This window comes from Rhodococcus jostii RHA1 (genome assembly GCF_000014565.1).
In the GTDB taxonomy this organism is placed as follows: Bacteria; Actinomycetota; Actinomycetes; order Mycobacteriales; family Mycobacteriaceae; genus Rhodococcus_F; species Rhodococcus_F jostii_A.
In genome coordinates this window covers 5717426-5741933 of the sequence record NC_008268.1, presented here as the reverse complement: position 1 = coordinate 5741933, position 24508 = coordinate 5717426, and the positions used below count along the sequence as shown (strand labels likewise).

Genomic DNA, 24508 nt, shown 5'->3' with positions numbered 1-24508 from the left:
ACTGTTGACTTCGTGAGATCCGCGCCAGAGTCTGAATGGGCCTGCACAGCAACCCCCGTGCGGCCCCGACACGTTCGTTTGTAGTCAGACCGCCCGCGACGGTTCGGTCAGGAGGGTTTCCCGTTCAATTGTCACACTTTGATCTTGGAAACCCTCCGTGTGCCCGTCCTGTAGCGACACCCTTCGAGGAATCAACCGTTAGGCTGACACCATGCCGACGGACCGCGGACTCAAGTTCATGAACGCCGCCCACCGCGCCCTCCTGCGCGTGACCGGCGGGCGGGTGGGGCGGAGTTTCGGCAAGATGCCGGTGGTGGAGTTGACCACCGTCGGCCGCAGGACCGGGAAGGTGCACAGCGTCATGCTGACCGTCCCGGTGAGGGAAGGCGACACGCTCGTCGTGGTGGCCTCACGCGGCGGCGACGACCGCCACCCCGCGTGGTTCCTGAACCTGCAGGCCAACCCGGTGGTCCAACTGTCGCTGCAGGGAAACCCCGCGCAGTCCATGCGCGCCCACGTGGCAACCCCGGAGGAGCGGGCCCGTCTGTGGCCGAAAGTGACCGCCGCCTACAAGGGGTATGCCGGCTACCAGAAGAAAACGGACCGCGAGATCCCTCTGGTCCTGCTCGACCCCACGACCTGACGCCGGTCACCGCCGGCAGAACACGGTTCGGTTGCAGTCCGGCGCTGTGAGCCGGTTCCACCCTTAACCTCGACCTCACCCTTATAGATTTGCGGATTCCGGGCAGGCGAGGTTGGGAGTGACGTGGACACTGACGAGGCTGCGCTACGCAAGTCCGGCACCCGACACCGTCCGCGGCGCGGGTGGATCGTGACGACTCTGATGCTTCTCGTCTTCATGGGTGCGCCTGCCCCGTCGGCGACGGCCGAAGCGATCGTGCAACCGGTGGCCGCCGACCCGAGCGTCGTCCGCGCATCCGACGGCATGTTCTACATGTACACGACCGCCGACGACTGGGGCGACGGCCAAGGCATGCACAACATGTCGATCTTCAAGTCCGCCGACCTCATGGACTGGATGTACCTCGGCGACGTCTTCCCCGACCGGCCCGCGTGGCATCCCGACGGCAAGCTCGCCTGGGCACCCAACGTGCTCGAGTCCGGCGGCCGGTACAGCCTGTACTACTCGCTCTACGACGAGTCGAACCCGTGCATCGGTCTCGCCACCGCCGACCGGCCCACCGGACCGTGGACCGATCTCGGCCGCCCCGTGTTCTGCGCCCACGACGTCGGCGTCGGCGGCACCATCGACCCGTTCGTGTGGGACGACGGCACGACGAAGACGATGTTCGTCGGCAACTTCCAGGGCGTCCACGCCATCCCCCTCAGCCCGGACGGCACCGCGGCGGCCGGCGAACCCGTACGCGTCGCGGACGAGCGCTTCGAAGGCCCGTTCGTCGAATTCCACGACGGCTACTACTACCTGTTCCTCTCGGCCGGCAATTGCTGCAACGGCGCCGACACCGCCTACCGTGTCCTCGTCGGCCGGTCGGAGTCGCTGACGGGGCCGTACCTCGACCGGAAGGGCCAGGACCTGAACGAGGGTGGCGGCGCCCTCATCCTCGCCGGCAGCGAACCGTGGGCGGGGCCGGGCCACAACACGGTGGTCTCCGACGACGCGGGCTCGGATTGGATCGTGTACCACGCCATTCCGCGCGACAACCGGGATCTGCCCAGCGGAGCCCGCCGGCGCGAAGGGATGATCGACCGGATCGTGTGGGCGAACGGCTGGCCCGAGGTGGGCGACGGTTCGCCCGCGTCGACCGGGCCGGCGAACCCCGACACGGACCTGCCGGTGCGGGTCACGCTGCGCGCCGATTCCGACACCACACTGCCCGCGGGCGGCGGCACCGTCGACACGACCATGCTCGTCGAGGCACCCGAGGACCGTCCCTACGCGGGGCAGGTATGGGTCAGCGCGGTCTCCCCGGACGGCCAGACAAGCGATCCGTTCTTCGGGCCGATCGACGTCGACCTGCAGCCCGGCGAGGTCCTCGAGGAGGCCGTTGCGTACACGGTGCCGGGAGATGCGGTCGCGGGGACCTATTACGCCTACGCCTTCGCGGGCACCTACCCCGACGAGACCGTCGAGTTCGGCACCGTTCACGCCGTCAAGTCCGGCGACGAGGCCAGGATCAGCCCGGTCCGCTCGGTGTCGCTGCACCTCGGCACGGTCGCGCGCTGACGAGGCAGGCCAGTAAGGAACCACTGATTCGGTTTTCGATTCTCACTTCGACAACTGATTCCGCAATGTTTCTCGCCTTTTGCTATTGAAATAGTGGGGAGCGTAGGTCAGGATGGGTGCCACGGTGACGTGCCTCACACGTCACCTTTCGGTCATTCCACCAACAAAGGTGCTCCATGCTGCAGACAGTGTTCGAGAAGAATCAACCGAACGCGAAGGTCGTCGACCATGCGCTCCGGCGCACTCGGTTGGCACCGTTCTGGATCGAGGACGTCGCCGACACCCCCACCTACCCGGCCGCCTCGGCCGACGCCGTGTACGACCTGGTGGTCGTCGGCGGCGGATACACCGGACTCTGGAGTGCTCTCCTCGCGAAACAGCGCCACCCCGACCTGTCCGTCGCCCTCGTGGAGGGCGAGACCATCGGATGGGCGGCATCCGGCCGTAACGGCGGGTTCGTCGAAGCCAGCCTGACCCACGGCAGCGAGAACGGACGTCGACGCTGGCCGGGAGAAATCGACACCCTGGAGGCGCTCGGACTCGAGAACCTCGACGCCATCGAGAAGACCGTCCACACCCTGGGGTTGGACTGTGATTTCGAACGGAACGGCGCGATCTCGGTCGCGATCGCCGATTACCAGGCGAAGGACGTGCTCGACACGCCGCCGAGCGCTACCACCACGGTGCTCGACGGCCCTGCGATGCGCGCGCAGGTGAACTCGCCGACGTATCTGGCCGGCGTATGGGACAAGCAGTCCACTGCGCTGGTGCATCCGGCCAAGCTCGCCACCGAACTCGGCCGAGCCTGTGCCGAGCACGGTGTCGAGATGTTCGAGCACACCCAGGTCCTCGATCTCGTCCGCTCCCGATCGTCGTCCCGGGTCGGCGTTCGGACGGCGTCCGCGACCCTGTCGGCCGGCCGAGTGATCTTGGCAACCAATGCTTTTCCGTCCCTGCTGAAGCGGTACCGGCTGCACACGGTTCCGGTGTACGACTACGTGCTCATGACCGAACCGTTGTCCGACGCACAGCTCGCCGAGGTGGGATGGTCTGCCCGGCAGGGCGTCGCCGACATGTCCAACCAGTTCCACTACTACCGGCTCACCCGCGACAACCGAATCCTCTGGGGCGGCTACGACGCGATCTACCATTTCGGGCGGGGTATGCACCACGACCTCGAAGACCGTGCCGAGTCCCACACGAGGCTCGCAAGCCACTTCTTTACGACGTTCCCCCAGCTCGAGGGTCTCGAGTTCACCCACCGGTGGGGCGGCGTCATCGATACGTCGACACGCTTCTGCTCGTTCTTCGGTTCCGCGGCGAAGGGACGGATCGCGTACGCGGCCGGCTTCACCGGTCTCGGGGTCGGCGCCTCCCGCTTCGCGGCGAACGTCATGCTCGACAAGGTGTCCGGTGAGACGACGGCATTGACGGAGTTGGACTTGGTGAAGTCCATGCCCCTCCCCTTCCCGCCCGAACCGTTGGCGGCGGCCGGCATCAACGCCACCCGGTGGTCCCTCGATCGCGCCGATCATCAGGAAGGCCGGCGGAACCTCTTCCTCAAGGCTCTCGACGCGGTGGGATTGGGGTTCGACTCGTGACCGGCCCCGCGGCCGGGGTCGTCGCCTGGGAATCCGGACCGCACATCGAGGCTCGAACCGCCGATCTCGACTACCACCGCCTCCCGGACGAGCAGGTGATCGGCGACAGCGTGCCGATGGTCGGCGAACGAGTGCTCGGCGACTTCGCCGGTGTCACCGTCGGCGTGTGGGAGATCGAGCCCAGCGTCTCGTCCGACGTCGAGATCGACGAGGTGTTCGTCGTGCTCAGCGGTGACGCGACAGTGCAGTTCGACGACGGCACCCCCGATCTCGAACTCGGTCCCGGAAGTGTCGTCCACGTGCGGTCCGGGCAGAAGACCCGGTGGATCGTGCGTGACACGCTGCGGAAGATCTTCATCGCCGCGCCGGCCACGTAATCGCGAAAACCACTACACCCCTTCATCACACACGCACGGGCACCTCTGCCCGCAGCCGCACACCTCGAGGGAGACTTGATGAGCATTGCCGAACCGCCACCCTTGGAGACCCAGCCCTCGAAGACCCACGACCCGCTCGGCACCGCGAAGGGCCTCAACAGCGGGGCACTGGGATTGATCGGCAACACGGTGATCGGGCTGTCCTCGGTCGCGCCCGCCTACAGCCTCGCCGCGACACTGGGATACGTCGTCCTGGCCGTCGGCGACAAGGCACCGTCGATGTTCCTCGTCGCGTTCATTCCGATGTTGCTCACGGCGTTCGCCTACCGCGAGCTCAATCGGGACACCCCGGACTGCGGCACCTCGTTCACCTGGGGCACCAAGGCGTTCGGCCCGTGGATCGGCTGGATGGCGGGATGGGGACTCGCCGTGTCCGCGATCATCGTCCTCGCCAACACCGCGGAGATCGCGGCGATCTACCTGTTCGAGGTTCTCGGGTTGCACGCGGCAGCCGAGTCGCTCACCGCGAAGGTGCTGCTGGGCTGCTTCTTCATCGCAGCCATGACCTACGTCAGCTTTCGCGGCATCCTCATCAGCGAACGCCTGCAGAACGTGCTGATCGCGGTGCAGTTCACCGTCCTCATCGGGGTCAGCGTCATCGCACTGTCGAAGGTGTTCGGCGGCACCGCCGGCCCGCAGGCGGTCACCCCGCGACTGGACTGGATCATTCCGACCGGTGTCTCGATGTCCAGTGCCGCACAGGCGATCATCCTGTGCATCTTCATCTACTGGGGGTGGGACGCCTGCCTGGCGGTCGGTGAGGAAACGAAGGATTCCGAGCGGACTCCCGGCCGCGCCGCGGTCTTGACCACGGTCATTCTCGTCGCCACGTACGTCCTCGTCGGATATGCGGTCCAGTCGTTCGCCGGGTTCGGGGACACCGGGATCGGACTGAACAATCCCGAGAACGTCGACGACGTGCTGACCACGCTGGGCGGACCGGTCGCCGGGCCGGTGGCAGCCTCGTTGCTGCTGCTGACGGTCTCGATCTCCGCGCTCTCCTCGACCCAGACCACCATCCTGCCGACGGCTCGCGGAACGTTGTCGATGGCGGTCTACGAGGCACTGCCGCGCCGGTTCGCCTCGGTGCACCCCCGGTACATGACCCCCGGCTTCGGAACCCTGGTCATGGGAGCCGCGGCACTGCTGTTCTACCTGGTCCTGTCGTTCGCCAGCGCCAACGCTCTGCAGGATTCGGTGGCGTCACTCGGACTCGCGGTCGCCTTCTACTACGGCATCACCGCCTACGCGTGCGTCTGGTACTTCCGTCGGACACTCCTCGAATCGGCACGTAATCTGTTCATGCGCGGCATCTTCCCGCTTCTCGGTGCCCTCTGCATGACGTGGGCCTTCGTGCAGAGCGCCGTCGACATGCTGCGTCCCGACTACGGATTCACCGCGTTCGGCCCGTTCGGGGGCGTGTTCGTTCTCGGCGTCGGAATGCTGGTGGTCGGAATCCCCCTGATGTTGCTGTGTTTCGCGACCGGTTCCCGGAACTTCTTCCGCGGACGCACCCTCACCGCCGACACCGAAGTGAAGGTGCCCGAATCGTGAGTACCCACGTCACCAGGAAGAGGCGATAGTTCCGAAATGTCCGAGCCGATTGTCTTCGACACGACGAGCAAGGGAGGATTCGACCATGTCTGAGCAGCCTGCCTCTCTCGATCCCGTGTCCAAGCAGATCATCGAGCAACTTCAGGAGGATGGACGACGGTCGTACTCGGCCATCGGCAAGGTCGTCGGATTGTCGGAAGCGGCTGTACGCCAACGCGTGCAGAAGCTGATCGACACCGGCGTCACGCAGATCGTCGCGGTGACCGACCCCGTGCAAGTGGGATTCTCACGTCAGGCCATGGTCGGGATCCGCTGCTCGGGGGACGTCACCGAGATCGCCGCTCGCCTCGCGGACGTCGACGCCATCGATTACGTCGTGTTGACGGCAGGCGCCTACGACATCCTGGCCGAGATCGTGTGCGAGAACGACGACCACCTCCTTGCCGTGCTCAACAAAGAAATTCGCACTATTCCCGGTGTGCTCGGCACCGAGACGATGGTGTACCTGAAACTTGTCAAACAGCAATATGATTGGGGAACCCGATGACTACGGTTACCAACTCTTCGCCCACCACGGCGCACCTCGAGGCGGCCGCCCGCCGCCATCTGTGGGGGCATTTCTCCCGCCACGGGCAGAACATCACCCCGCCGATCATCACCCGCGGTGAGGGTGCCCGGATCTGGGACACCGCCGGCAAGAGCTACCTCGACGGGCTGTCCGGTTTGTTCGTCGTCCAGGCCGGACACGGCCGCACCGAACTCGCCGAGGCCGCCGCCAAACAGGCCGAACAGCTCGCGTTCTTCCCACTCTGGTCCTACGCCACCGAACCGGCGATCGAACTCGCCGAACGCCTCGCCGGCTACGCCCCCGGCGATCTGAACCGGGTCTTCTTCACCACCGGCGGCGGCGAGGCCGTCGAAAGCGCCTGGAAACTGGCCAAACAGTACTTCAAGAAGGTCGGCAAACCCGGCAAACACAAGGTCATCTCCCGCTCCATCGCCTACCACGGCACCCCGCAGGGGGCCCTGGCCATCACCGGCATCCCCGCCCTGAAGGCCCCGTTCGAACCGCTCACCCCCGGCGCGTTCCGGGTCCCCAACACCAACATCTACCGCGCCCCCGAACCCCTCGGCTCCGACCCGAAGGCATTCGGGATCTGGGCCGCCGACCGGATCGCCGAGGCCATCGAATTCGAGGGCCCGGACACCGTCGCCGCCGTCTTCCTCGAACCGGTGCAGAACGCCGGCGGCTGCTTCCCACCGCCGCCCGGCTACTTCGAGCGGGTCCGGCAGATCTGCGACGAGTACGACGTGCTGCTGGTCTCGGACGAGGTGATCTGCGCGTTCGGCCGGATCGGGTCGATGTTCGCGTGCGACGACTTCGGGTACGTGCCCGACATCATCACCTGCGCCAAGGGCCTGACCTCGGGGTACTCGCCGATCGGGGCGATGATCGCCTCGGACCGGCTCTTCGAACCGTTCTCCGACGGGACCTCGATGTTCGCGCACGGCTACACCTTCGGCGGACACCCCGTCTCGGCGGCGGTGGCGTTGGCGAACCTCGACATCTTCGAACGCGAGGGCCTCAACGCCCACGTCGCCGAGCAGGCACCGGCGTTCCGGGCCACCCTCGACAAGCTCACCGACCTGCCGATGGTCGGCGACGTGCGCGGGGAAGGGTTCTTCTACGGCATCGAGCTGGTCAAGGACAAGACCACCAAGGAGTCGTTCACCGACGACGAGGCCGAACGGATCCTGCACGGATTCCTCTCCACCGCCCTGTTCGACGCCGGCCTGTACTGCCGCGCCGACGACCGCGGCGACCCGGTCATCCAACTCGCCCCACCCCTGATCTGCGGACAGGCCGAATTCGACGAGATCGAACACATCCTCCGCAGCGTCCTCACCGAAGCCTGGACCCTGCTGTGAACCACCAGGACCTTCCCGGGTTGTTCGTCGGCGGCCGCTACCGGGACGGGCGGGCGGCCGAGCGGTACGAGGTGCTCGACCCGGCCACCGGTGAGGTGATCTCCTCCCGCACCGAGGCGTCGGTGGACGACGTCGACGAGGCGGTCGCCACCGCGAAGACCGCCTACGCGGACTGGTCGACGACGAGCCCGGGCGAGCGTTCCGCCGTCCTGACTCGGTGGGCCGCCGAGCTCACGGAGATGTCCGACGACATCGCACGCACCGAAACCCGGCAGACGGGCAAGCCCCTCAAATTGTCGACCGCGTTCGACGTTCCCGGGTCGATCGACAACGTGTCGTTCTTCGCCGGCGCGGCCCGCAATTTGGAGGGCAAGGCGTCGGGCGAGTACTCCCCCGACCACACGTCCAGCATCCGCCGCGAACCGATCGGGGTGATCGGCTCGATCGCGCCGTGGAACTATCCGCTGCAGATGGCCGCGTGGAAGGTCCTGCCCGCGGTCGCCGCGGGCAACACCATCGTGCTCAAACCGGCGGAGATCACTCCCCTCACGTCGCTGCTGTTCGCGGAGGCCGCGTCCCGAGCCGGAATGCCGGACGGCGTCGTCAACGTGATCACCGGCCGCGGCGTGACGACCGGGTCGTCGCTGGTGTCGCATCGGGACGTGAGCATGGTGAGTTTCACCGGATCGACGCCCGTGGGACGGCAGATCGCGGCCGCCGCGGCGGGCAAGCGACTCCACCTGGAACTGGGTGGGAAGGCCCCCTTCGTGGTGTTCGACGACGCGGATCTCGAAGCCGCGATCAACGGAGCCGTCGCCGGTGCCCTCATCAACTCTGGCCAGGACTGCACCGCGGCCACCCGCGCCTACGTGCAGCGGCCGCTGTACGACGACTTCGTCGCCGGAGTGGCATCGTTGATGGGTACCGTCCGGCTCGGCGACCCGTCCGATCCCGGCACCGACATGGGTCCGTTGGTGTCGCGGCGGCAGCAGCAGCACGTCGCCGGGTTCATCGATCGCGCCCGCGACACCGGGGCGAAGATCGTCCGCGGCGGATCCGTCCCCGGGGGCGATCTCGCGTCCGGCTTCTACTACGAGCCGACGCTCGTCGTGGGTGCCGACCAGTCCAGTGAGATCGTGCAGCGGGAGATCTTCGGCCCGGTTCTCGTCGTCCTGCCGTTCGAAAACGATTCGGACGGAATCGCACTCGCCAACGACACCGACTTCGGGCTGGCGGCGTCCGCCTGGACGCGGGACCTGTACCGGGCCCAGACCGCCTCCCGCGACATCGCCGCGGGCTGTGTGTGGATCAACGACCACATCCCGATCATCAGCGAGATGCCCCACGGCGGGTACAAGGCGTCCGGTTACGGCAAGGACATGTCGACGTATTCGCTCGACGAGTACACCAACGTCAAGCACGTCATGTCCGACATCACCGGAACCGCCAGGAAGGACTGGCACCGGACGGTGTTCGGCGACCGACGATGAGCCCGGTCGCCGGGACGGCAGCTCGTGTGCCGTCCCGGCGACAGCGGCGGTTCTGCCAAGTCGCGCCCCGCGCGCGACTACGCTGACGAACAGGCGCGTTCGCTTCAGCTGAAAGGCAGAGACGATGCATGTGACCCCGTTCGCCTGGATTGTGACGATCATCGTGATCGTCGCGCTGCTCGCGTTCGACTACTTCTTCCACGTCCGCCACGCGCACATCCCGACGCTGAAGGAAGCGGCCATCTGGTCGTCGATCTACGTCGGCCTCGCGCTGCTCTTCGGCGTCGCGGTCCTGATCTTCGGCGGCGTCGACATGGGTTCGGAGTACTTCGCCGGCTACGTCACGGAGAAGGCGCTGTCCGTCGACAACCTCTTCGTCTTCCTCATCATCATGTCCAGCTTCCGGGTGCCGCGCGAAGACCAGCAGAAGGTCCTGCTGTTCGGCATCGTGTTCTCGATCTTCGCCCGGACCGCGTTCATCTTCCTCGGCGCCGCGCTGATCAATTCGTTCGCGTGGGTGTTCTACTTCTTCGGCCTGATCCTGCTGATCACCGCCGGCAACATGCTGCGACCCGAGACCGAGGATTCGCACTCGGCCGACAACTTCATCATCCGGATCGCGAAGAAGTTCATGCACACCACCGAGCACTACGACGGCGACAAACTCTTCACCATCGAGAACGGCAAGCGGGCGATGACGCCGATGCTGCTGGTGATGGTTGCTATCGGCGGCACCGACATCCTGTTCGCACTCGACTCCATTCCCGCGATCTTCGGCCTCACCCAGAATGTCTTCGTCGTCTTCACGGCCACCGTGTTCTCGCTGATGGGTCTGCGGCAGCTGTACTTCCTGCTCGACGGTCTCCTCGACCGCCTCATCTACCTGTCGTACGGACTGTCCGCGATCCTCGCGTTCATCGGGGTCAAGCTGATCCTGCACGCGCTGCACGAGAACAACCTGCCGTTCGTCAACGACGGCGAACCGGTGAACGTCATCGAGATCAGCACGTTCGCGTCGCTGGCCGTCATCATCGGCATCCTCGTCATCACCGTGATCGCGTCGCTCACCAGCAAGAAGGGCAGGGCACAGTCCGCGATCGCCGGTGCCCGGCGGCACGCGATCAACTACCTCGACCTCGATTACACCGCCGACCTGGCAGAGCGCGAACGCATGTACGACAAGTTGCGGGGCGAGGAAGAGCAGCTCAAGAAGCTCGACCCGAAGTTCAAGAAGATGGTCCGCGAAGAAACCGCACTCATGGACCTCATCAAGCGCTCCCACCAGGAGCACGACGCGTTCCTCAAACAACGTTAGGTGAACTCAGCGAAGCGCCCACCGAATCGGCGGGCGCTCCTGTGACTCGTGCCCCATCCCCATGAAGGCACGCGCCGCGACTACCTCCTCCTCATCCGCATTCCGCCGTCCGCCATTCCCATGGCGGTGATACCGAGACCCAGCAGACAGACGACGATGCCGCAGATCACGTTCGACCAGATCATTCCCGCCGTGGTGGTTACTCCGACGACCAGCCACGGGCTGACGATCATCCACAGACCCAGCAGCGGCGCGACGAACGCCATGCCGTGCGTGCGTGAGTAGGCCGACGTGAAACCGACGGCAAGCAGTGCCACCGCAACACCCGACAACAGGTTGCACATCGCCAGGCCCGACTGGCTCGCGAACCCGACAATCCACGGCGACGCCGCCATGTAGAGGCCCGCCATGAACATCAGGCCCTCGGTGACCTGCGTCATCGGCTGTTCCGAGACTCGGTCGTAGCGAGCCCGCAACTCGGCGATATCAGGGTGTCTCTCGATCGACATTCCTGGTGTCGTCATCACCCACCTCCTTGAAAAGAGAACCAACCCCTACCGAAGGGGGTGCCCCGAACTTCGTGCGGCAAACCAGCGATGACCAGGTAATTTTTCCGAATTTGCGCTACCGACCAGTCCCCACGGACCGCGGCGTATTCGTAGCCCTTGGGTAGGCGTCCAGGGGGCGGGCATACTCGATGTGTGTGGTGGATTGCCTGGGTCGCGCTGGTGTGGGTAGCACTGTCGGTGCCGCTCGCGATCCTCATCGGGAAAGCGATACGGCAGAAAGACCTGCACGAACTGCCCGCCAAAGAAGACGCGACGAGTAAGAACGACCCTCCCGACCGAACGGTCGCATGACCGCGCCCCACCGGGTGCGTTCCCGCTGCAGCTTGGAAGAATGACGGGATGGCGCTGCCCTTCTATCCACTCGTGTTCATGAACCTGTTGTTTGCGGCGACCACACTGTGCCTTGCACGACCCTCCCGCGCGTCCGCCGCAGCCACCGTCGCCGCCGCCGTGCTGTGGATATTCGGCAATGGCCCGCTCGAGGGCGACATCCTTTGGAAACTCAACTCCTCGCACGGTTTAACCGTGTCCGACCTGCTGTCGGCGGTCGCACTCGGAATCGCGATCTGGGGGTTCCACCGAGGCGCTGTCGACGCCCCCTCCGCAAGCGCATCTGAAGCAGCCGACGACTAACTGCTTTCCGATCACGCGCCGCCGCGATGCATTCCCGCAGGTACGGCCGCCGACTCGCGAATCCGCGACCGCACACGGGCGGTGACCTGCCAGATCAGGGTGGTGTCGTGGACACTGATGCACGGCACGCCGAGCGCACGGGCGCGCTGAACGGCAGCCGATTCCTTCGGCGAACAACGTCCGTCCAGGATGTCCTCGGTGACAATGACGCAGAGCACGTCTCCCTCGAATTCGCGGATCGGTTCCATTCCGTGCAGGGCCACCCATTGCCGGACCATCGCCCACTGCGAGACATCGTTGTAGCGGGTGGGATTACCGACGAACAACACGCGGCGAGACCGCCGGGCTCGGGCGACCTCGATGCTGGAGATGGGTGACATGCCGAAGGCTCCTGTCCACGTGAACGGCTGATCCCGGTACGAGACAACTCTCTCCCTTCCCGGTGCCCACGTCTGTCCTCCGATCAGGTCGTGCATCGGATGAATCGCGCCTCCCCCGATCGGGGGACACCCCCGCACGTGAGTGGCACAGTGTGCTCGGGTGCGCATCGGCACTCACATGGGAGGTTGCATGATCACCGTTCTGTGCTGTCGCGGCATCGGTGAGGATCGGGGCGTCAACATGCTCACCAACACCACACAACTGCTGGATCCCGCACGGTTCGTCGTCAAGCAGGTTCCGTGGGAGGCGAGCTACGGACCGGTGCCCGATCCGGGTGGTTCAGCGTTCGACAAGGCACTGTCCGAGGGACGCACACTCCTGTTGCGGATGATCGCGGAGGACCCGAATCCCGTTGTTCTGCTCGGCTATTCGGGAGGCGCCGCGCTCGCCGGCAACGTGGCGGCGGAGGTGGGACGGGGCCAGCACCCCGCCCTGGACGTGCGTGGGGTCGGACTGATCGCCGATCCCCTGCGGCCGGCGTCTCCGGACCTGCCCGGGTGGGGCATCGCCGGGCAACGCCCGATCACAGGGATGCCCGTGTGGCAGATCGCCGATCCGCTGGACGTCATCTGCTGCTGTCCGGGCAACTCGCCGCTGCGCACGTTCGCAGACCAGTCGGCGGCCTTCTCACTCGCCGACCCGGCGGCGTGGGTGGCGGACCTCCTCGACCGGCTCCGCACCCGCAGGTGGCAGGCGGTGATCCTGAACTGGTGGCGACCGTGGACGGTGTGGCAGCAATACTCCGAGGCCATCGACGACGTGAACGGTTACCTGTTCCGGGGCGACCACACCAGTTACTGGGCGCGGCTCGCCCCGGGCACCAATCGCACCTACAGTGAGTTGCTCGCCGATCGCGTCGGCAGCCTTTCGGACTGATCCCCGCACGCCGAGGGATTTCAGAGTAGGGCCGCACGGGGCGGAGATGCAGATACATGCCTTGCTCAACGCCCTCCCGTCATCGCACTCCCCTCCGTCGTTCTCGGATCGGCAGTTGATCGATGAGGTCCGCGGCATGAACGGCACCGTCATGGGCCCGGATCCGGGCTCCCAGAGTTGCTGCGGTCGTCCTGTGTGGTCCGGCCACGAGCAGCTTGCCAACTGCCGACCGGATGCGCTCGGGCGCTGCCGTCTTGCGGAGGCAACGGGCGACGCCGCGCTGCTCCAGACTGCGGCCGATCATCTTCTGGTCGAGCGCCGGGTGGATCGGCAGAATGACCAAGGGCAGGTCGTGCGCGAGGGCGCGCATAGTGGTGTCGTGTCCGCCGTGTCCGATAACGAGGGTGGCGGTCGGCAGGATCTGTTCGTGTGGAACGTAACCGTGCACTTCGGTGTTCGGACCCGCCGTGAAGCCTGTCGGGTCGACGGACGGTCCGGTGGTGACAACGGTATGGGCAGGCAGTCCACCGACAGCCTCGAGGATGTTCTGCAAGGCCCGCTGTTGCCCGTCGAAGTTGAGGCTGCTGAGGCTGACCAGGATCAGCGGATCGCGTTCGGACACCGGTGTCAACGGGGACGGCATCGGATGTCGCACCACCCCGGTGTAGTGGACTGAGGCGGGCAGGCTTCGATGGGAGGCCGGATCGAGGTCCTTGTCGGTCGTCACCAGCGCCAGGTCCGATGACGTCCACAGCCTCAGTGGCCGCTGACCTTTCAGACGGGCCATCACGGGCGTCACCCCACGTGTCACGCCTTGATACATGAACTCGTAGTAGGTGTGCACCAACGTCACACGCGTCAGGTGCGCGTCGGCGGCGGCCTGCAGGGCCCCATACAGCAGGCAGTCGACCACGACCACGTCTATCGGCTCGCGCGCGACGGTGTCGAGTAGATCGATTCCAGGCCCGGCGTCGGTGAAGACGGCAAGCGATTGGTACAACCCAGTGATACCGGGATGATTTGTGGTCGACTGCCAGGGTCGCGCGTGGACGTAGGGCGTGAACCGGAAACCGTGTCTTTCGATCCGCCGGCGTTGCTGGGCGTGCCCGAGAAATCGAACCTGGTGACCGCGGTTGCGTGCCTCCGTCGCGATGCCGAGAGCGGGTGGCACGTTGCCGCCGCCGTCCCAGGTGACGAACAGGATGCGTGCCATGTGGTGCCTCCAGGGGCTCGGGGTCGCGCCTGATGGGTGTGCCCACGGTTCGAGGCAGACGACGGCCCGGACTGCAACTTGTTCCAGGGTGATCTCGTCGAGCCTGTGGTCCCGTACAGATCCAAGGTCGCGGGCGGACCCGACCATCATGTCTACAACGATGATCCCCGGACTATCGGCCGTCAACAGCGGCGGTACAGCCAATGCGCGCAGTTGCAGCCCGGGATCGGCACCCATTACCCTGGTGGCGAATTCACGCGCCGGCATCCCAGAGGGCCCACACGCAATCTCGGTAGACATGGCGACGCCACTGGACATCGGCACCCGAGGACGGGGCGCCGCCATGCTCGCGATGCCCTGCCACTCACCGTTACTTCGACTAGGGGGTGTCTCCTTCGGCGTTCTCGGCGTCCGGATTCTCCGCGTCCGGATTCTCCGCGTCCGGGTTTTCCGCGTCCGGGTTTTCCGCGTCCGGGTTTTCCGCGTCCGGGTTTTCCGCGTCCGGGTTTTCCGCGTCCGGATTCTCACCCGCAGGAGGCTGCTCGGTGGGAGTCTGCTCGGTGGGTGTCTGCTCCGCCGCCGGCGGGTTCTCGACGACGGCCGGCGGCGGCACCACCGCCGGCGGCTGCTGCTGGCCGGCGACCGGAGCCTGCACACCCGCGCCGGAACCACCCTGTCCGCTTCCTTGCCCGCTCCCCTGCGTACCGCCACTGCCATTCGACTCGGGTTCGACAGCCGGCGGTGCGAGTTCCGATGTCGGCGGAGGGGTCGTGGCGGCGGCGGATGTCGCCCTTGTCGTCGAGCTGGACGTTTCGGATGTCGGCGTCGGTTCGCCGTCGGACCCGCAGGCCGACAGCGTCAGGAGTGCACAACTTGCCGCGATAACCACCGAGCGTTTCAAGGGCCATCTCCTTCGTTCGAGTATCTATCGATCGAACGAAACATACGGTCCGTTTGGTACGTTTTGCGCCCTTTACGAGAAATCGTCACCGCTCCGACATGGGTCAGGGGTCAGTGCAATGCATTCCTGCGCGCTGCACGTTTGGCCCAGGCATTGCGGACCATGGACAGCGGCGTCGGCGGCACCCAGCCCAGCTGGACCGCCTGACCGAGGTCGTCCCGGGTGGCCCAGTGCTCGATGACGCGGCCGCCTTCGACGCGCAACCAGTGCGACTGGTTGACCGCCAACGATCGTCCCGTCGGCGCGAACACCTGGTCGATCGACCCCTGCTCGTCGTAGACGACGAATGGTCCGACGTGCCTGCCCTTCATGATCGTAAAGGCGACGGCGAGGTCGCCCTCGACGACGACATGCTCGACGTCGAACCGCAGCTCGGCGAACGCGGAGCGCAGCCACACCGCGGTAGCGTAGAACGCGTCGGGTCCACGCCCTCGCGTCCGCGGGGGTTCCGTCGCGCTCTCCCGGTTGAATGCGTCCGTGTGGACGACGGAATCGAAATCGGCGCGGCTTCCGTTCGCCATGATCTCCATCGCGCGAACGGCGAGGGATTTCACGTGCTCCGACGGGGCCGGTTCCTCCATGTTCACGGTGCACTCCGCAACAGTCGGTGGGAACTCTCAGTATTCGACCGCCCTCGACTGGAAGTCAACGACCTGATGGGTCCGTTCGAGTGCGGGATTTGCGCGCGCCTCAGCGAAACCGCCGCCGACGGCGGTACCGTCGGGGAGGTGATGGGACTGCCTGATGCTATCTCGGCCTGCTTGTTCGATCTCGATGGTGTGCTCACGGCAACGGCGGTGCTGCACCGGAAGGCGTGGAAACGCACGTTCGACGAGTTCCTGAAGCATCGCGAGGGCGCCAACTTCCGGCCGTTCACCGACCAGGACTACTACGACTACGTCGACGGACGTCCCCGCGCCGACGGGGTCCGGACCTTTCTCACGTCCCGCAACATCACGTTGCCGGAGGGGTCGCCGGACGATCCACCCGGCGCCGAGACCGTGAACGGTGTCGGGAACAGCAAGAACCGGCTGCTGCTGAAAGTCATCGAGGAGGAGGGCGTCAGCCCCTATCCCGGTTCGGTCCGCTACATCAGCGCGGCGTACGACGCCGGCCTGAAGATCGCCGTCGTCACGTCGTCTGCGAACGGCAAGGCCGTCCTCGACGCGGCCGATCTCAGCCGCTACGTGCACGTCCGCATCGACGGGGTGGTGATCAGCGAGCAGGGTCTCCGCGGGAAACCCGCGCCGGATTCGTTTCTCGCGGCCGCCCGCGCCCTCAACGTGCACCCCGATCAGGCGGCCGTTTTCGAGGACGCCCTGTCCGGAGTGGAAGCGGGGCGGGCAGGCGAATTCGGCTACGTCGTCGGGGTGAATCGCAACGATCAGGCCGAGGCGTTACGTGAGCACGGCGCCGACGTGGTGGTGAACGACCTGGCCGAACTCCTGGAAAGGTGAGCATGGACGACAAGGGCTACGAGATCTCGCCGTGGCAGCTGCGCTGGCGCGGACTGGATCTGGAGGCGCTGCACGCCACCGAATCCACCTTCGCACTGTCCAACGGACACATCGGGATTCGTGGCACGTTCGAGGAGGGTGAACCGCGCGGTCTCCCCGGCACCTACCTCAACGGGTTCTACGAGCAACGTCCCCTGCCGTACGCGGAGGCGGGCTACGGCTACCCCGAGGACGGGCAGACCATCGTGAACGTGACCGACGGCAGCATCATCCGCCTGCTCGTGGAGGACGAGCCCATGGACATGCGGTACGGGAGTGCACCGGCGCACGAGCGCGTCCTCGACTTCCGATCGGGCACCCTGCGCCGCACCACCGAGTGGACGTCGCCGACCGGTCGCCGCGTGCGCATCCATTCGGAACGTCTGGTCTCGTTCACCTCGCGTGCGGTCGCCGCCATCCACTACGAGGTCGAGCCGCTCGACGGTGACATCGAACTCGTCCTGCAGTCGGATCTACTCGCCAACGAACACATCCCGGCCCGCACGGACGACCCGAGAGTCGCTGCCGCCCTGGATACTCCATTGGTCTCCGATTTCGCTGCCGCCCACGACTTCAGGGCGGTCCTCGCCCACCACACGCGTGCGTCGGGACTGCGGATGGCCGCGGGGATGGACCACGAGGTCGACTACCCCGCCAACGGGCGGTGCAGCATCGAGACCGAGGAGGATCTGGCTCGGCTCACCGTGGCCGTCGACATCCCCCAGGGTGAACGCCTGAAGGTAACGAAATATCTGGCGTACGGCTGGTCGGCGCGGCGGTCGACTCCGGCCCTGCGCGGCCAGGTGGAGGGGGCGCTCGCCGGAGCACTCGAAACCGGCTGGGACACCCTGCTGAAACGCCAGCGCGAGTATCTCGACACCTTCTGGGAGACAGCGGACGTCGAGATCGACGGCGACGCGGAACTGCAGCAGGCGGTGCGGTTCGCGCTGTTCCACGTGCTGCAGGCCGGTGCCCGCGGTGAATCGCGGGCGATCCCGGCGAAGGGCCTGACCGGGCCCGGATACGACGGTCATGCGTTCTGGGACACCGAGACGTTCGTCCTCCCCCTGCTCACGTACACGGTGCCGGACTCGGCCCGCGACGCACTGCGCTGGCGGCACTCCACGCTCGACAAGGCGAAGAACCGCGCCGTACAGCTGGGGCAGGCAGGCGCCGTGTTCCCGTGGCGGTCGATCGACGGAGAAGAATGCTCCGGCTACTGGCCCGCGGGAACCGCAGCCTTCCACGTGGGTGCCGATGTCGCCGCGGCCACGTCCCGGTACCTGGCCGCGACCGGGGACGAGGAGTTCGAAGCCGAATGCGGCGTCGAACTGCTCGTGGAGACCGCCCGGCTGTGGACATCGCTCGGCCACCACAATGCGCAGGGCGAGTTCCGCATCGACGGTGTCACCGGGCCGGACGAGTACACCGCCGTCGCCGACAACAACGTGTTCACCAATCTCATGGCGCAGAAGAATCTGCGCGACGCGGCGGCCGCCTGCGAGAGACGCCCCGGCCTGGCGCGCGAGCTCGGTGTGGACGACGAGGAAGCAGCGCTCTGGCGAGATGCCGCCGAGCACATGCGCATTCCGTTCGACGACGCTCTCGGCGTGCACCAGCAATCCGACGCCTTCACGCACCACGCCGAGTGGGACTTCGAAGGCACACCACCCGAGCATTATCCGCTGCTGCTCCACTACCCGTACTTCGATCTCTACCGCAAGCAGGTGGTGAAGCAGGCCGACCTGGTGCTGGCGATGTATCTTCGGGGCGACGCCTTCACCGACGAACAGAAGATCGCCAATTTCGCCTATTATGAGGCCCTGACGGTTCGGGACTCGTCCCTGTCGGCGTGCGTGCAGTCCGTGATGGCAGCCGAGGTCGGGCAACTTCAACTCGCCTACGACTACCTCGCCGAGGCCGCCCTGACCGATCTCCACGACCTCCACGCCAACGTGGAGAACGGATTGCACATCGCCTCACTCGCCGGGACGTGGATGGCGTGCGTCGCGGGATTCGGTGGGATGCGCGACCACGGCGGCAACATCTCGTTCGCACCGCGGATCCCATCGCAGCTGGTCAATCTGTCGTTCCGGATGACGGTGCGGGGCAGCCAGATCCACGTGGACATCCGCGCCAAGACCGCAACCTACCGCCTGCTGTCCGGTGAACCGGTTCAGCTCGCCCACCACGGCAACCCGTTCATTCTCGACTCCTTCCCGGTCACGCGGCCGATCCCGGAACTGCCGATTGCCGCGCCGGTGCGGCAACCGTACGGGCGCGCACCCGTGCGTCGGGGCTGACATCCGATCAGGAGTGGGAGTCGGTCTGCGCGTCTGCGGTCCGGGGTCGTACTGACGCGCCACTTTCCCACGCTTCGGGGCCGAAGCGGCCCTCTGGACGAAACGAGTGGAGTCTCAGTTCGAGAGCTCGCCGTCATGCACACCGAACCTGCGTTGTGCGACAGTGGTGCGATGAGCCCTGTGGTGACGATCGACGCGTTGGCGGAATCGCTGAGCGGCGATGCTCCGCCGGTCCTTCTCGACGTGCGGTGGGCGCTCGGCGACACCGAAGGCAGGCGGCACTATCTCGACGCGCACATTCCCGGTGCCGTGTTCGTCGACCTGGACACCGAACTGGCCGCCCCGGGATCCCCGGAACTGGGCAGGCATCCGCTGCCGACGGTGGCGGACCTCCAGGACGCCGCGCGCAGGTGGGGTGTCCGGGCCGGCAGCCCTGTCGTGGTCTACGACGCCACCGGGAACCTTGCCGCCGCGCGGGCATGGTGGCTGCTGCGCTGGGCCGGAGTTGCGGACGTGTCGATGCTCGACGGCGGTCTCGGCGCGTGGATGTCGGCGGGCCGTCCCGTCCGATCCGGTGACGAGCACCCACCACTGCCCGGTGACGTCGTGCTCACCGCAGGCCACCTGCCGACGCTGACCGCGGACGAGGCCGCCGAGTTCGCCGCCGACGGCTGCCTTCTCGATGCCCGTGCCGCCGAGCGGTATTCGGGCGCGACCGAACCGATTGATCCCCGCGCCGGGCACATTCCCGGTGCCCGCAGCGTCCCGACGTCCGAGAATCTCGGGCCCGACGGACGGTTCGCGCCTGCCGAGGCGCTGCGCGAGCGGTTCGCCGTGGTCGGTGCCGAGCCCGGACGTCCCGTCGGCGTGTACTGCGGATCGGGTGTGACGGCGGCCCACCAGGTTGCGGCGCTCGCGCTCGCCGGCGTCGACGCCGCCCTGTATCCGGGGTCCTGGTCGCAGTGGTCGTCCGATCCCGGGCGGCCGGTCGCCACCGGCCCCGACCGGCGATGACTGCGAGTCACGCCGTCTGACCGACCGTCTCCGCGTCGTGCGCCGGATAGGCGTGGATGAGGTCGGTACTCAGCTTCGGAACCGCATGGGTGAGTGTGTGTTCAGCGGTGTGCGCCACGCGGTGCGCGTCGCGCAGGCTGGTCGAGGGATCGATGTCGAGTTCGGCGTCGGCATGCAGGTGGTGCCCGATCCAGCGCATCTTCACACTCCGCACCCCGACCACCCCCGGTTCGGCGGCGAGGGCCCGTTCGGCGACGTCGACCAGTCCCGGGTCGACGCCGTCCATCAGCCGCCGGAACACGTCGCGCGCCGCGGTCCGCAGCACGAGCAGGATCGCGGCCGTGATGACCAGGCCCACCACCGGGTCGGCGAGCGGAAGCCCGGCCGCGACACCGCCGGCGCCCAATACCACGGCGAGGGAGGTGAATCCGTCGGTCCGTGCGTGCAACCCGTCGGCGACGAGCGCGGCGGAGCCGATCCGCCTGCCGACCCGGATGCGGTACAGCGCCACCCATTCGTTGCCGGCGAATCCGATGACACCGGCGAGGGCCACCCACCCGAGGTGGTGGATGGGCACCGGATCGAGGAGGCGGCGGGTCGCCTCCACACCCGCGACGACCGCGGACAACGCGATCATCACCACGACGAACAACCCGGCGAGGTCTTCGGCCCGGCCGTAGCCGTAGGTGAATCGCCGGGTGGCCGCCCGCCGTCCGAGGGCGAACGCGATCCACAGCGGGACCGCCGTCAGCGCGTCGGAGAAGTTGTGCACGGTGTCGGCGGCGAGAGCGACGGACCCGGACAGCGCCACCACGATCACCTGGGCGAGGGCGGTGACTCCCAGCACCACCAGGCTGATCTTCACCGCCCGGATCCCGATCTCGCTCGCCTCGAGCGCGTCGTCGACGCTGTCCGCGGAGTCGTGGCTGTGCGGGGCGAAGATCTCGCGGATCGCCCCGCGGACGCCGCCCGAATGTCCGTGGCCGTGGCCGTGGGAATGTCCGTGATTCACGAGCCGCCTCCCTCCGCGGCGAGGTCTGCGCCCTCGTGGATGACCTGCAGGTCGCCGCCGGTGGCGCGGTGATGTCCCGGGATGCCGGGGCCCGCGTGCTCGGCATTGAACACGGCGTCGGTGACCAACTGCTGCACGTGCTCGTTGGCGACGCTGTAGTAGATGGACGTTCCCTCCCTCCGCGTGCGCACCAGCCGCGCCATCCGGAGCTTTGCGAGATGTTGCGAGACGGACGGCGCCGGCTTCCCCACCCGTTCGGCCAGCTCGTTCACCGACAGCTCGCCTCCCACCAGTTGCCAGAGCACCTGCACCCGGGTGGCGTCGGCGAGCATGCGGAAGACCTCGACCACCAGCCCGACCTGGTCTTCGTCGAGTCGGCGCCGACAAGCGCGCTTATCTGCATTCATACGCAGATAATAGGTCACTTCGTTTTGTGATGCATCAGACACCGAAAGGACTTACTTGCTTGCGCTAACGATGTATATAGTTGCTTGCATCAAGTAAGTCGTCCTTCAGGGGTTGCCATGTCCGTCTCGTCAGTGCCTACCGTGCCGTCCGTGTCTCTCGGCACCACCGAAGCGCTCATCGACGAGGTCTTCCTCTTCGGCCGCGTGCTTCGCGACGCCCTGGTGTCGGAAGGCGACGGTCACATCCCGCGCGCGTTGACGGGGGTCCTCCTCGTCCTCGCGGCTCGGGGGGAATGCCGGCAGAACGAACTCGCCACCGAACTGTGTGTCAGCCAGTCCTCACTCAGTCGCCAGATCACCGATCTGGTGGACGTCGGCTACGTCACCCGACACTCGGATCCCGCCGACGGACGCGCATTCCGAATACGCGTGTCGCCGGAGGGAATGGCCTACGTCAAGCACGTGAGAACACAGCGAGCGGCACGAATGCAGAAGTTGATGACCGGCTGGAACGAAACCGAGGCAGCGATTGCCCTCGAATCCATCCGGCACCTGAAGGAAACACTCTTCGATCCAGAACACCGGATCGTCACGAGCTCGAACCCGATTGGAACACAAAGCGTATGACCGAAACACAGACTCGGCCGCCGGTTGAAGAAACGACGGCCATGACGCACCGCCAAATCCTCGAAGCCCTCACGGGCCTGCTCGCCGCGCTGTTCACCGCGCTGCTGAGCAGCACGATCGTCGCCACCGCCCTCCCCACGATCATCGGCGACCTGAAGGGCACGCAGACCGCGTACGCCTGGGTCATCACCAGCGCCCTGCTCGCCAACGCCGCCTCGACACCCATCTGGGGCAAGCTCGCCGACCTGTTCAACAAGAAGGTCCTCGTCCAGAGCGCGATCGTCATCTTCGTCATCGGTTCGGTGATCGCCGGCTTCGCGCACAACGTGCCGATCCTGCTCACCGCGCGCGTCATCCAAGGCATCGGCATGGGTGGCCTGACGGCTCTCGTCGTCGCCATCATCGGCACCATCGTCGCTCCCCGCGAGCGCGGCCGCTACTCCGGTTACATGGGTGCCGTCATGGCCGTGTCGATGTCGGGTGGTCCGATCCTCGGCGGCGTCATCGTCGACAGCCCCCTCGGCTGGCGCTGGTGTTTCTTCGTGTGCGTGCCGCTCGCCGTCATCGCACTGTTCCTGCTGCAGCGCACCCTGCACCTCGCGACCGAGAAGAAGGACGACGTCTCCATCGACTGGCTCGGCGCCCTGCTGCTGACCGCCGGTGTGTCCATCCTGCTGATCTGGGTCTCGTTCGCCGGCAAGGCCGGCTACTACGAGTGGTTCTCCCGTGAAACGGTCATGTACGTCGGATCGGGTGTGCTCCTGCTGGCCGCGACGATCCTCGTCGAAGCCAAGGCCAAGTCGCCGATCATCCCGCTCAAGATCGTCACGGAGAAGACCACCGGACTCGCCATCATCGCGTCCGTCGCCGTCGGTGTCGGAATGTTCGGTTCCACCACGTTCCTCGGCCAGTACTTCCAGACCTCGCGTGGCTACACCCCCACCATGGCCGGAGTGCTCACCATCCCGATGGTCGCCGGCATGCTCCTCGGCACCGTCGGATCCGGACAGCTCATCACCCGCTTCGGCAAGTGGAAGCCGTTCGTCGTCGGCGGCGCCGTCCTCATGATCGTCGGCTTCGGATTGCTCGGCACCATCGATCACGAGACCAGCCTGACCCTCGTCGGCGCGTACATCGCGATCATCGGTCTCGGCATGGGCATGCTGATGCAGAACCTGGTCCTCGCGGTGCAGAACACCGTCAGCGTCCAGAACATCGGTGCCGCATCCAGCTCGGTTGCCTTCTTCCGGACCTTCGGTGGCGCGATCGGCGTCTCGGTTCTCGGTTCGGTGCTGGCCACCCGCGTCGCCGACCTGTCGGCCGACGGTTTCGCGAAGCTCGGCATCCCCGCCGGGTCGAGCAGCGGCGGCGGAAGCCTGGACCTGACGTCCATGCCCGCCCCCGTGCAGGGTGTCATCCGCGCCGCATACGGAGACGCGACCGGCCGGATCTTCCTGATCGCCGCCGCCGTCGCCGTCGTCACCCTGATCGCCGTCATCCTGCTGCCCAACCGCCCGCTGCGTCGCACCATCGACCTGTCGAGCGAGCAGGAGCCCGTCCAGGAACCCGAGTACGCCACCGTTCCGGAGTACGCACTCGAGCCCGACACGGCGCCGATCCAGTCGTCCGAGGTCCGCGGCGGCAGGCACGAGGCCCCCGCCGATCAGCGGCAGCCCTTCGCGGGGTTGAGCGCCGACGCCCGGGACCGTCTCCTGTCCATGCTGCTGCCCCAGCCGGAGCGAACGCTGGAAGCGATCGACGAAGCGGAGAAGATCCGCGACGAGGTCAACCGCCTGCGTAACGATCTCAACGCCAAGCTCGTCGAATTCGACGCGGTCTGGGATCGCCTGCGCGAGCTGGGACTGAGCGAAGAGCAAGTGGCCGGCGTCCTCGGCGGCGGCCACGTGACGGACACCGGCAACGGTGCCCTCATCCACTGAATGAGATGATCGTTCAGTTCCACGACGCCGTCGGCCCGCCCACGTATCCCCCTCTACGTGGGCGGGCCGGCGGCGTGTTCGCTCAATTGACCCGGTTCACGCTGGTGGGCACGTCGAGCAATGTGCTCTACGCTCTCGCATTCTTCACCCTCGACATGTACGGGTCGTTCGTCGCCAACCTCGTCGGCGTGGTGACCAGTTCGATGCTGGCCAACGAACTCCACCGGCGGCTCACCTTCCGGGCCGTCGACCGCGTCCGCTGGTTCGTCGCACAGTGGGAAGGCGGAACCCTCGCGCTGATCGGCCTGGCCGTCAGCTCACTCGCGCTCGCCCTCCTGCACATGCTCTTCCCCGGCGCCGACGGCCCAGCGCAGGTCGCGCTCGTCATCGCCGTCAGCGCCGTCGTCGGCGGGCTGCGGTTCCTCGCGCTCCGCGGGTGGGTTTATGCCTCCGGCCCGTGAGTACTTGTTAACCGCGGGCGGTT

25 protein-coding genes are annotated in these 24508 nt (G+C 66.5%); 18 read left to right on the top strand and 7 right to left on the bottom strand.

Annotated features, from left to right (window positions below):
• The first annotated feature begins 211 nt into the window (after positions 1-211).
• The 9 genes from RHA1_RS26325 (at position 212) to RHA1_RS26285 (ending at position 10532) form a co-directional block, all read left to right on the top strand.
• Positions 212-643: a nitroreductase/quinone reductase family protein gene (locus RHA1_RS26325; RefSeq protein ID WP_011597582.1), complete on the top strand. Its 432-nt coding sequence runs from the start codon at positions 212-214 to the stop codon at positions 641-643.
• Between the two features lie 123 nt (positions 644-766).
• A complete protein-coding gene (locus RHA1_RS26320; protein ID WP_011597581.1) occupies positions 767-2206 on the top strand; it encodes a family 43 glycosylhydrolase in 1440 nt (479 codons plus the stop codon).
• A gap of 176 nt (positions 2207-2382) precedes the next feature.
• The gene (locus RHA1_RS26315) at positions 2383-3807 is read left to right on the top strand and encodes an NAD(P)/FAD-dependent oxidoreductase (protein ID WP_011597580.1); all 1425 of its coding nucleotides are present in this window, start codon (positions 2383-2385) and stop codon (positions 3805-3807) included.
• On the top strand, positions 3804-4184 hold the full coding sequence (locus tag RHA1_RS26310; RefSeq protein ID WP_011597579.1) for a cupin domain-containing protein: 381 nt from the start codon (positions 3804-3806) through the stop codon (positions 4182-4184). The genes RHA1_RS26315 and RHA1_RS26310 overlap by 4 nt, the downstream gene beginning before the upstream one ends.
• A gap of 78 nt (positions 4185-4262) precedes the next feature.
• Positions 4263-5798, top strand: coding sequence for an APC family permease (locus RHA1_RS26305; protein ID WP_011597578.1), 1536 nt, complete (start codon positions 4263-4265; stop codon positions 5796-5798).
• A gap of 85 nt (positions 5799-5883) precedes the next feature.
• Complete coding sequence (locus tag RHA1_RS26300) at positions 5884-6345, top strand: Lrp/AsnC family transcriptional regulator (protein WP_011597577.1); 462 nt, start codon at positions 5884-5886, stop codon at positions 6343-6345.
• On the top strand, positions 6342-7727 hold the full coding sequence (locus RHA1_RS26295) for an aspartate aminotransferase family protein (RefSeq protein ID WP_011597576.1): 1386 nt from the start codon (positions 6342-6344) through the stop codon (positions 7725-7727). The genes RHA1_RS26300 and RHA1_RS26295 overlap by 4 nt, the downstream gene beginning before the upstream one ends.
• Complete coding sequence (locus RHA1_RS26290) at positions 7724-9217, top strand: gamma-aminobutyraldehyde dehydrogenase (protein WP_011597575.1); 1494 nt, start codon at positions 7724-7726, stop codon at positions 9215-9217. The genes RHA1_RS26295 and RHA1_RS26290 overlap by 4 nt, the downstream gene beginning before the upstream one ends.
• Before the next feature lie 124 nt (positions 9218-9341).
• The gene (locus RHA1_RS26285; protein WP_011597574.1) at positions 9342-10532 is read left to right on the top strand and encodes a TerC family protein; all 1191 of its coding nucleotides are present in this window, start codon (positions 9342-9344) and stop codon (positions 10530-10532) included.
• Between the two features lie 80 nt (positions 10533-10612).
• Here RHA1_RS26285 and RHA1_RS26280 read toward each other — a convergent pair whose 3' ends face one another.
• Positions 10613-11056, bottom strand: a complete 444-nt coding sequence (locus tag RHA1_RS26280) for an SPW repeat protein (protein ID WP_011597573.1) — start codon at positions 11054-11056, stop codon at positions 10613-10615.
• 177 nt (positions 11057-11233) lie between these two features.
• Here RHA1_RS26280 and RHA1_RS50620 point away from each other — a divergent pair, with 177 nt between their 5' ends.
• Both RHA1_RS50620 and RHA1_RS26275 read left to right on the top strand, forming a co-directional pair.
• The gene (locus RHA1_RS50620; RefSeq protein ID WP_167540956.1) at positions 11234-11392 is read left to right on the top strand and encodes a hypothetical protein; all 159 of its coding nucleotides are present in this window, start codon (positions 11234-11236) and stop codon (positions 11390-11392) included.
• 48 nt (positions 11393-11440) lie between these two features.
• Positions 11441-11734 (top strand): hypothetical protein, encoded by a 294-nt coding sequence (locus RHA1_RS26275; RefSeq protein WP_011597571.1) that lies wholly within the window; start codon positions 11441-11443, stop codon positions 11732-11734.
• 11 nt (positions 11735-11745) lie between these two features.
• Here RHA1_RS26275 and RHA1_RS26270 read toward each other — a convergent pair whose 3' ends face one another.
• Positions 11746-12114 carry a hypothetical protein gene (locus RHA1_RS26270; RefSeq protein WP_011597570.1) on the bottom strand — a complete coding sequence of 123 codons (369 nt, stop codon included), beginning with the start codon at positions 12112-12114 and terminating at the stop codon, positions 11746-11748.
• Positions 12115-12304: 190 nt separating this feature from the next.
• Here RHA1_RS26270 and RHA1_RS26265 point away from each other — a divergent pair, with 190 nt between their 5' ends.
• Complete coding sequence (locus tag RHA1_RS26265) at positions 12305-13051, top strand: alpha/beta hydrolase family protein (RefSeq protein WP_029539543.1); 747 nt, start codon at positions 12305-12307, stop codon at positions 13049-13051.
• Between the two features lie 79 nt (positions 13052-13130).
• Here RHA1_RS26265 and RHA1_RS26260 read toward each other — a convergent pair whose 3' ends face one another.
• The 3 genes from RHA1_RS26260 to RHA1_RS26250 all read right to left on the bottom strand — a co-directional run bounded on the left by RHA1_RS26260 (position 13131) and on the right by RHA1_RS26250 (position 15806).
• A complete protein-coding gene (locus RHA1_RS26260; protein WP_041812045.1) occupies positions 13131-14264 on the bottom strand; it encodes a glycosyltransferase in 1134 nt (377 codons plus the stop codon).
• A 379-nt stretch (positions 14265-14643) separates the two neighbouring features.
• Positions 14644-14919 (bottom strand): hypothetical protein, encoded by a 276-nt coding sequence (locus tag RHA1_RS52955; protein ID WP_272942762.1) that lies wholly within the window; start codon positions 14917-14919, stop codon positions 14644-14646.
• Positions 14920-15275: 356 nt separating this feature from the next.
• Positions 15276-15806 (bottom strand): ester cyclase, encoded by a 531-nt coding sequence (locus RHA1_RS26250; RefSeq protein WP_011597566.1) that lies wholly within the window; start codon positions 15804-15806, stop codon positions 15276-15278.
• A gap of 150 nt (positions 15807-15956) precedes the next feature.
• Between RHA1_RS26250 and RHA1_RS26245 the strand changes: the two genes are divergently transcribed.
• From RHA1_RS26245 to RHA1_RS26235, 3 genes are all read left to right on the top strand, one after another.
• On the top strand, positions 15957-16682 hold the full coding sequence (locus RHA1_RS26245; RefSeq protein ID WP_011597565.1) for an HAD family hydrolase: 726 nt from the start codon (positions 15957-15959) through the stop codon (positions 16680-16682).
• Positions 16683-16684: 2 nt separating this feature from the next.
• Positions 16685-19024: a glycoside hydrolase family 65 protein gene (locus RHA1_RS26240; protein ID WP_011597564.1), complete on the top strand. Its 2340-nt coding sequence runs from the start codon at positions 16685-16687 to the stop codon at positions 19022-19024.
• 180 nt (positions 19025-19204) lie between these two features.
• Positions 19205-20038 (top strand): sulfurtransferase, encoded by an 834-nt coding sequence (locus RHA1_RS26235; RefSeq protein ID WP_011597563.1) that lies wholly within the window; start codon positions 19205-19207, stop codon positions 20036-20038.
• A 7-nt stretch (positions 20039-20045) separates the two neighbouring features.
• Here RHA1_RS26235 and RHA1_RS26230 read toward each other — a convergent pair whose 3' ends face one another.
• Positions 20046-21050: a cation diffusion facilitator family transporter gene (locus RHA1_RS26230; protein WP_011597562.1), complete on the bottom strand. Its 1005-nt coding sequence runs from the start codon at positions 21048-21050 to the stop codon at positions 20046-20048.
• The gene (locus RHA1_RS26225) at positions 21047-21457 is read right to left on the bottom strand and encodes an ArsR/SmtB family transcription factor (protein WP_011597561.1); all 411 of its coding nucleotides are present in this window, start codon (positions 21455-21457) and stop codon (positions 21047-21049) included. Before RHA1_RS26225 ends, RHA1_RS26230 begins: the two co-directional genes overlap by 4 nt.
• A gap of 117 nt (positions 21458-21574) precedes the next feature.
• Between RHA1_RS26225 and RHA1_RS26220 the strand changes: the two genes are divergently transcribed.
• Genes RHA1_RS26220 through RHA1_RS26210 form a run of 3 tightly spaced genes read left to right on the top strand, consistent with a single transcriptional unit; the run spans position 21575 to position 24485 of the window.
• Positions 21575-22084 (top strand): MarR family winged helix-turn-helix transcriptional regulator, encoded by a 510-nt coding sequence (locus RHA1_RS26220; RefSeq protein WP_016883656.1) that lies wholly within the window; start codon positions 21575-21577, stop codon positions 22082-22084.
• Complete coding sequence (locus RHA1_RS26215) at positions 22081-24024, top strand: MDR family MFS transporter (RefSeq protein ID WP_011597559.1); 1944 nt, start codon at positions 22081-22083, stop codon at positions 24022-24024. The genes RHA1_RS26220 and RHA1_RS26215 overlap by 4 nt, the downstream gene beginning before the upstream one ends.
• A gap of 5 nt (positions 24025-24029) precedes the next feature.
• Positions 24030-24485 (top strand): GtrA family protein, encoded by a 456-nt coding sequence (locus RHA1_RS26210; protein WP_005238131.1) that lies wholly within the window; start codon positions 24030-24032, stop codon positions 24483-24485.
• Positions 24486-24508 lie beyond the last annotated feature (23 nt).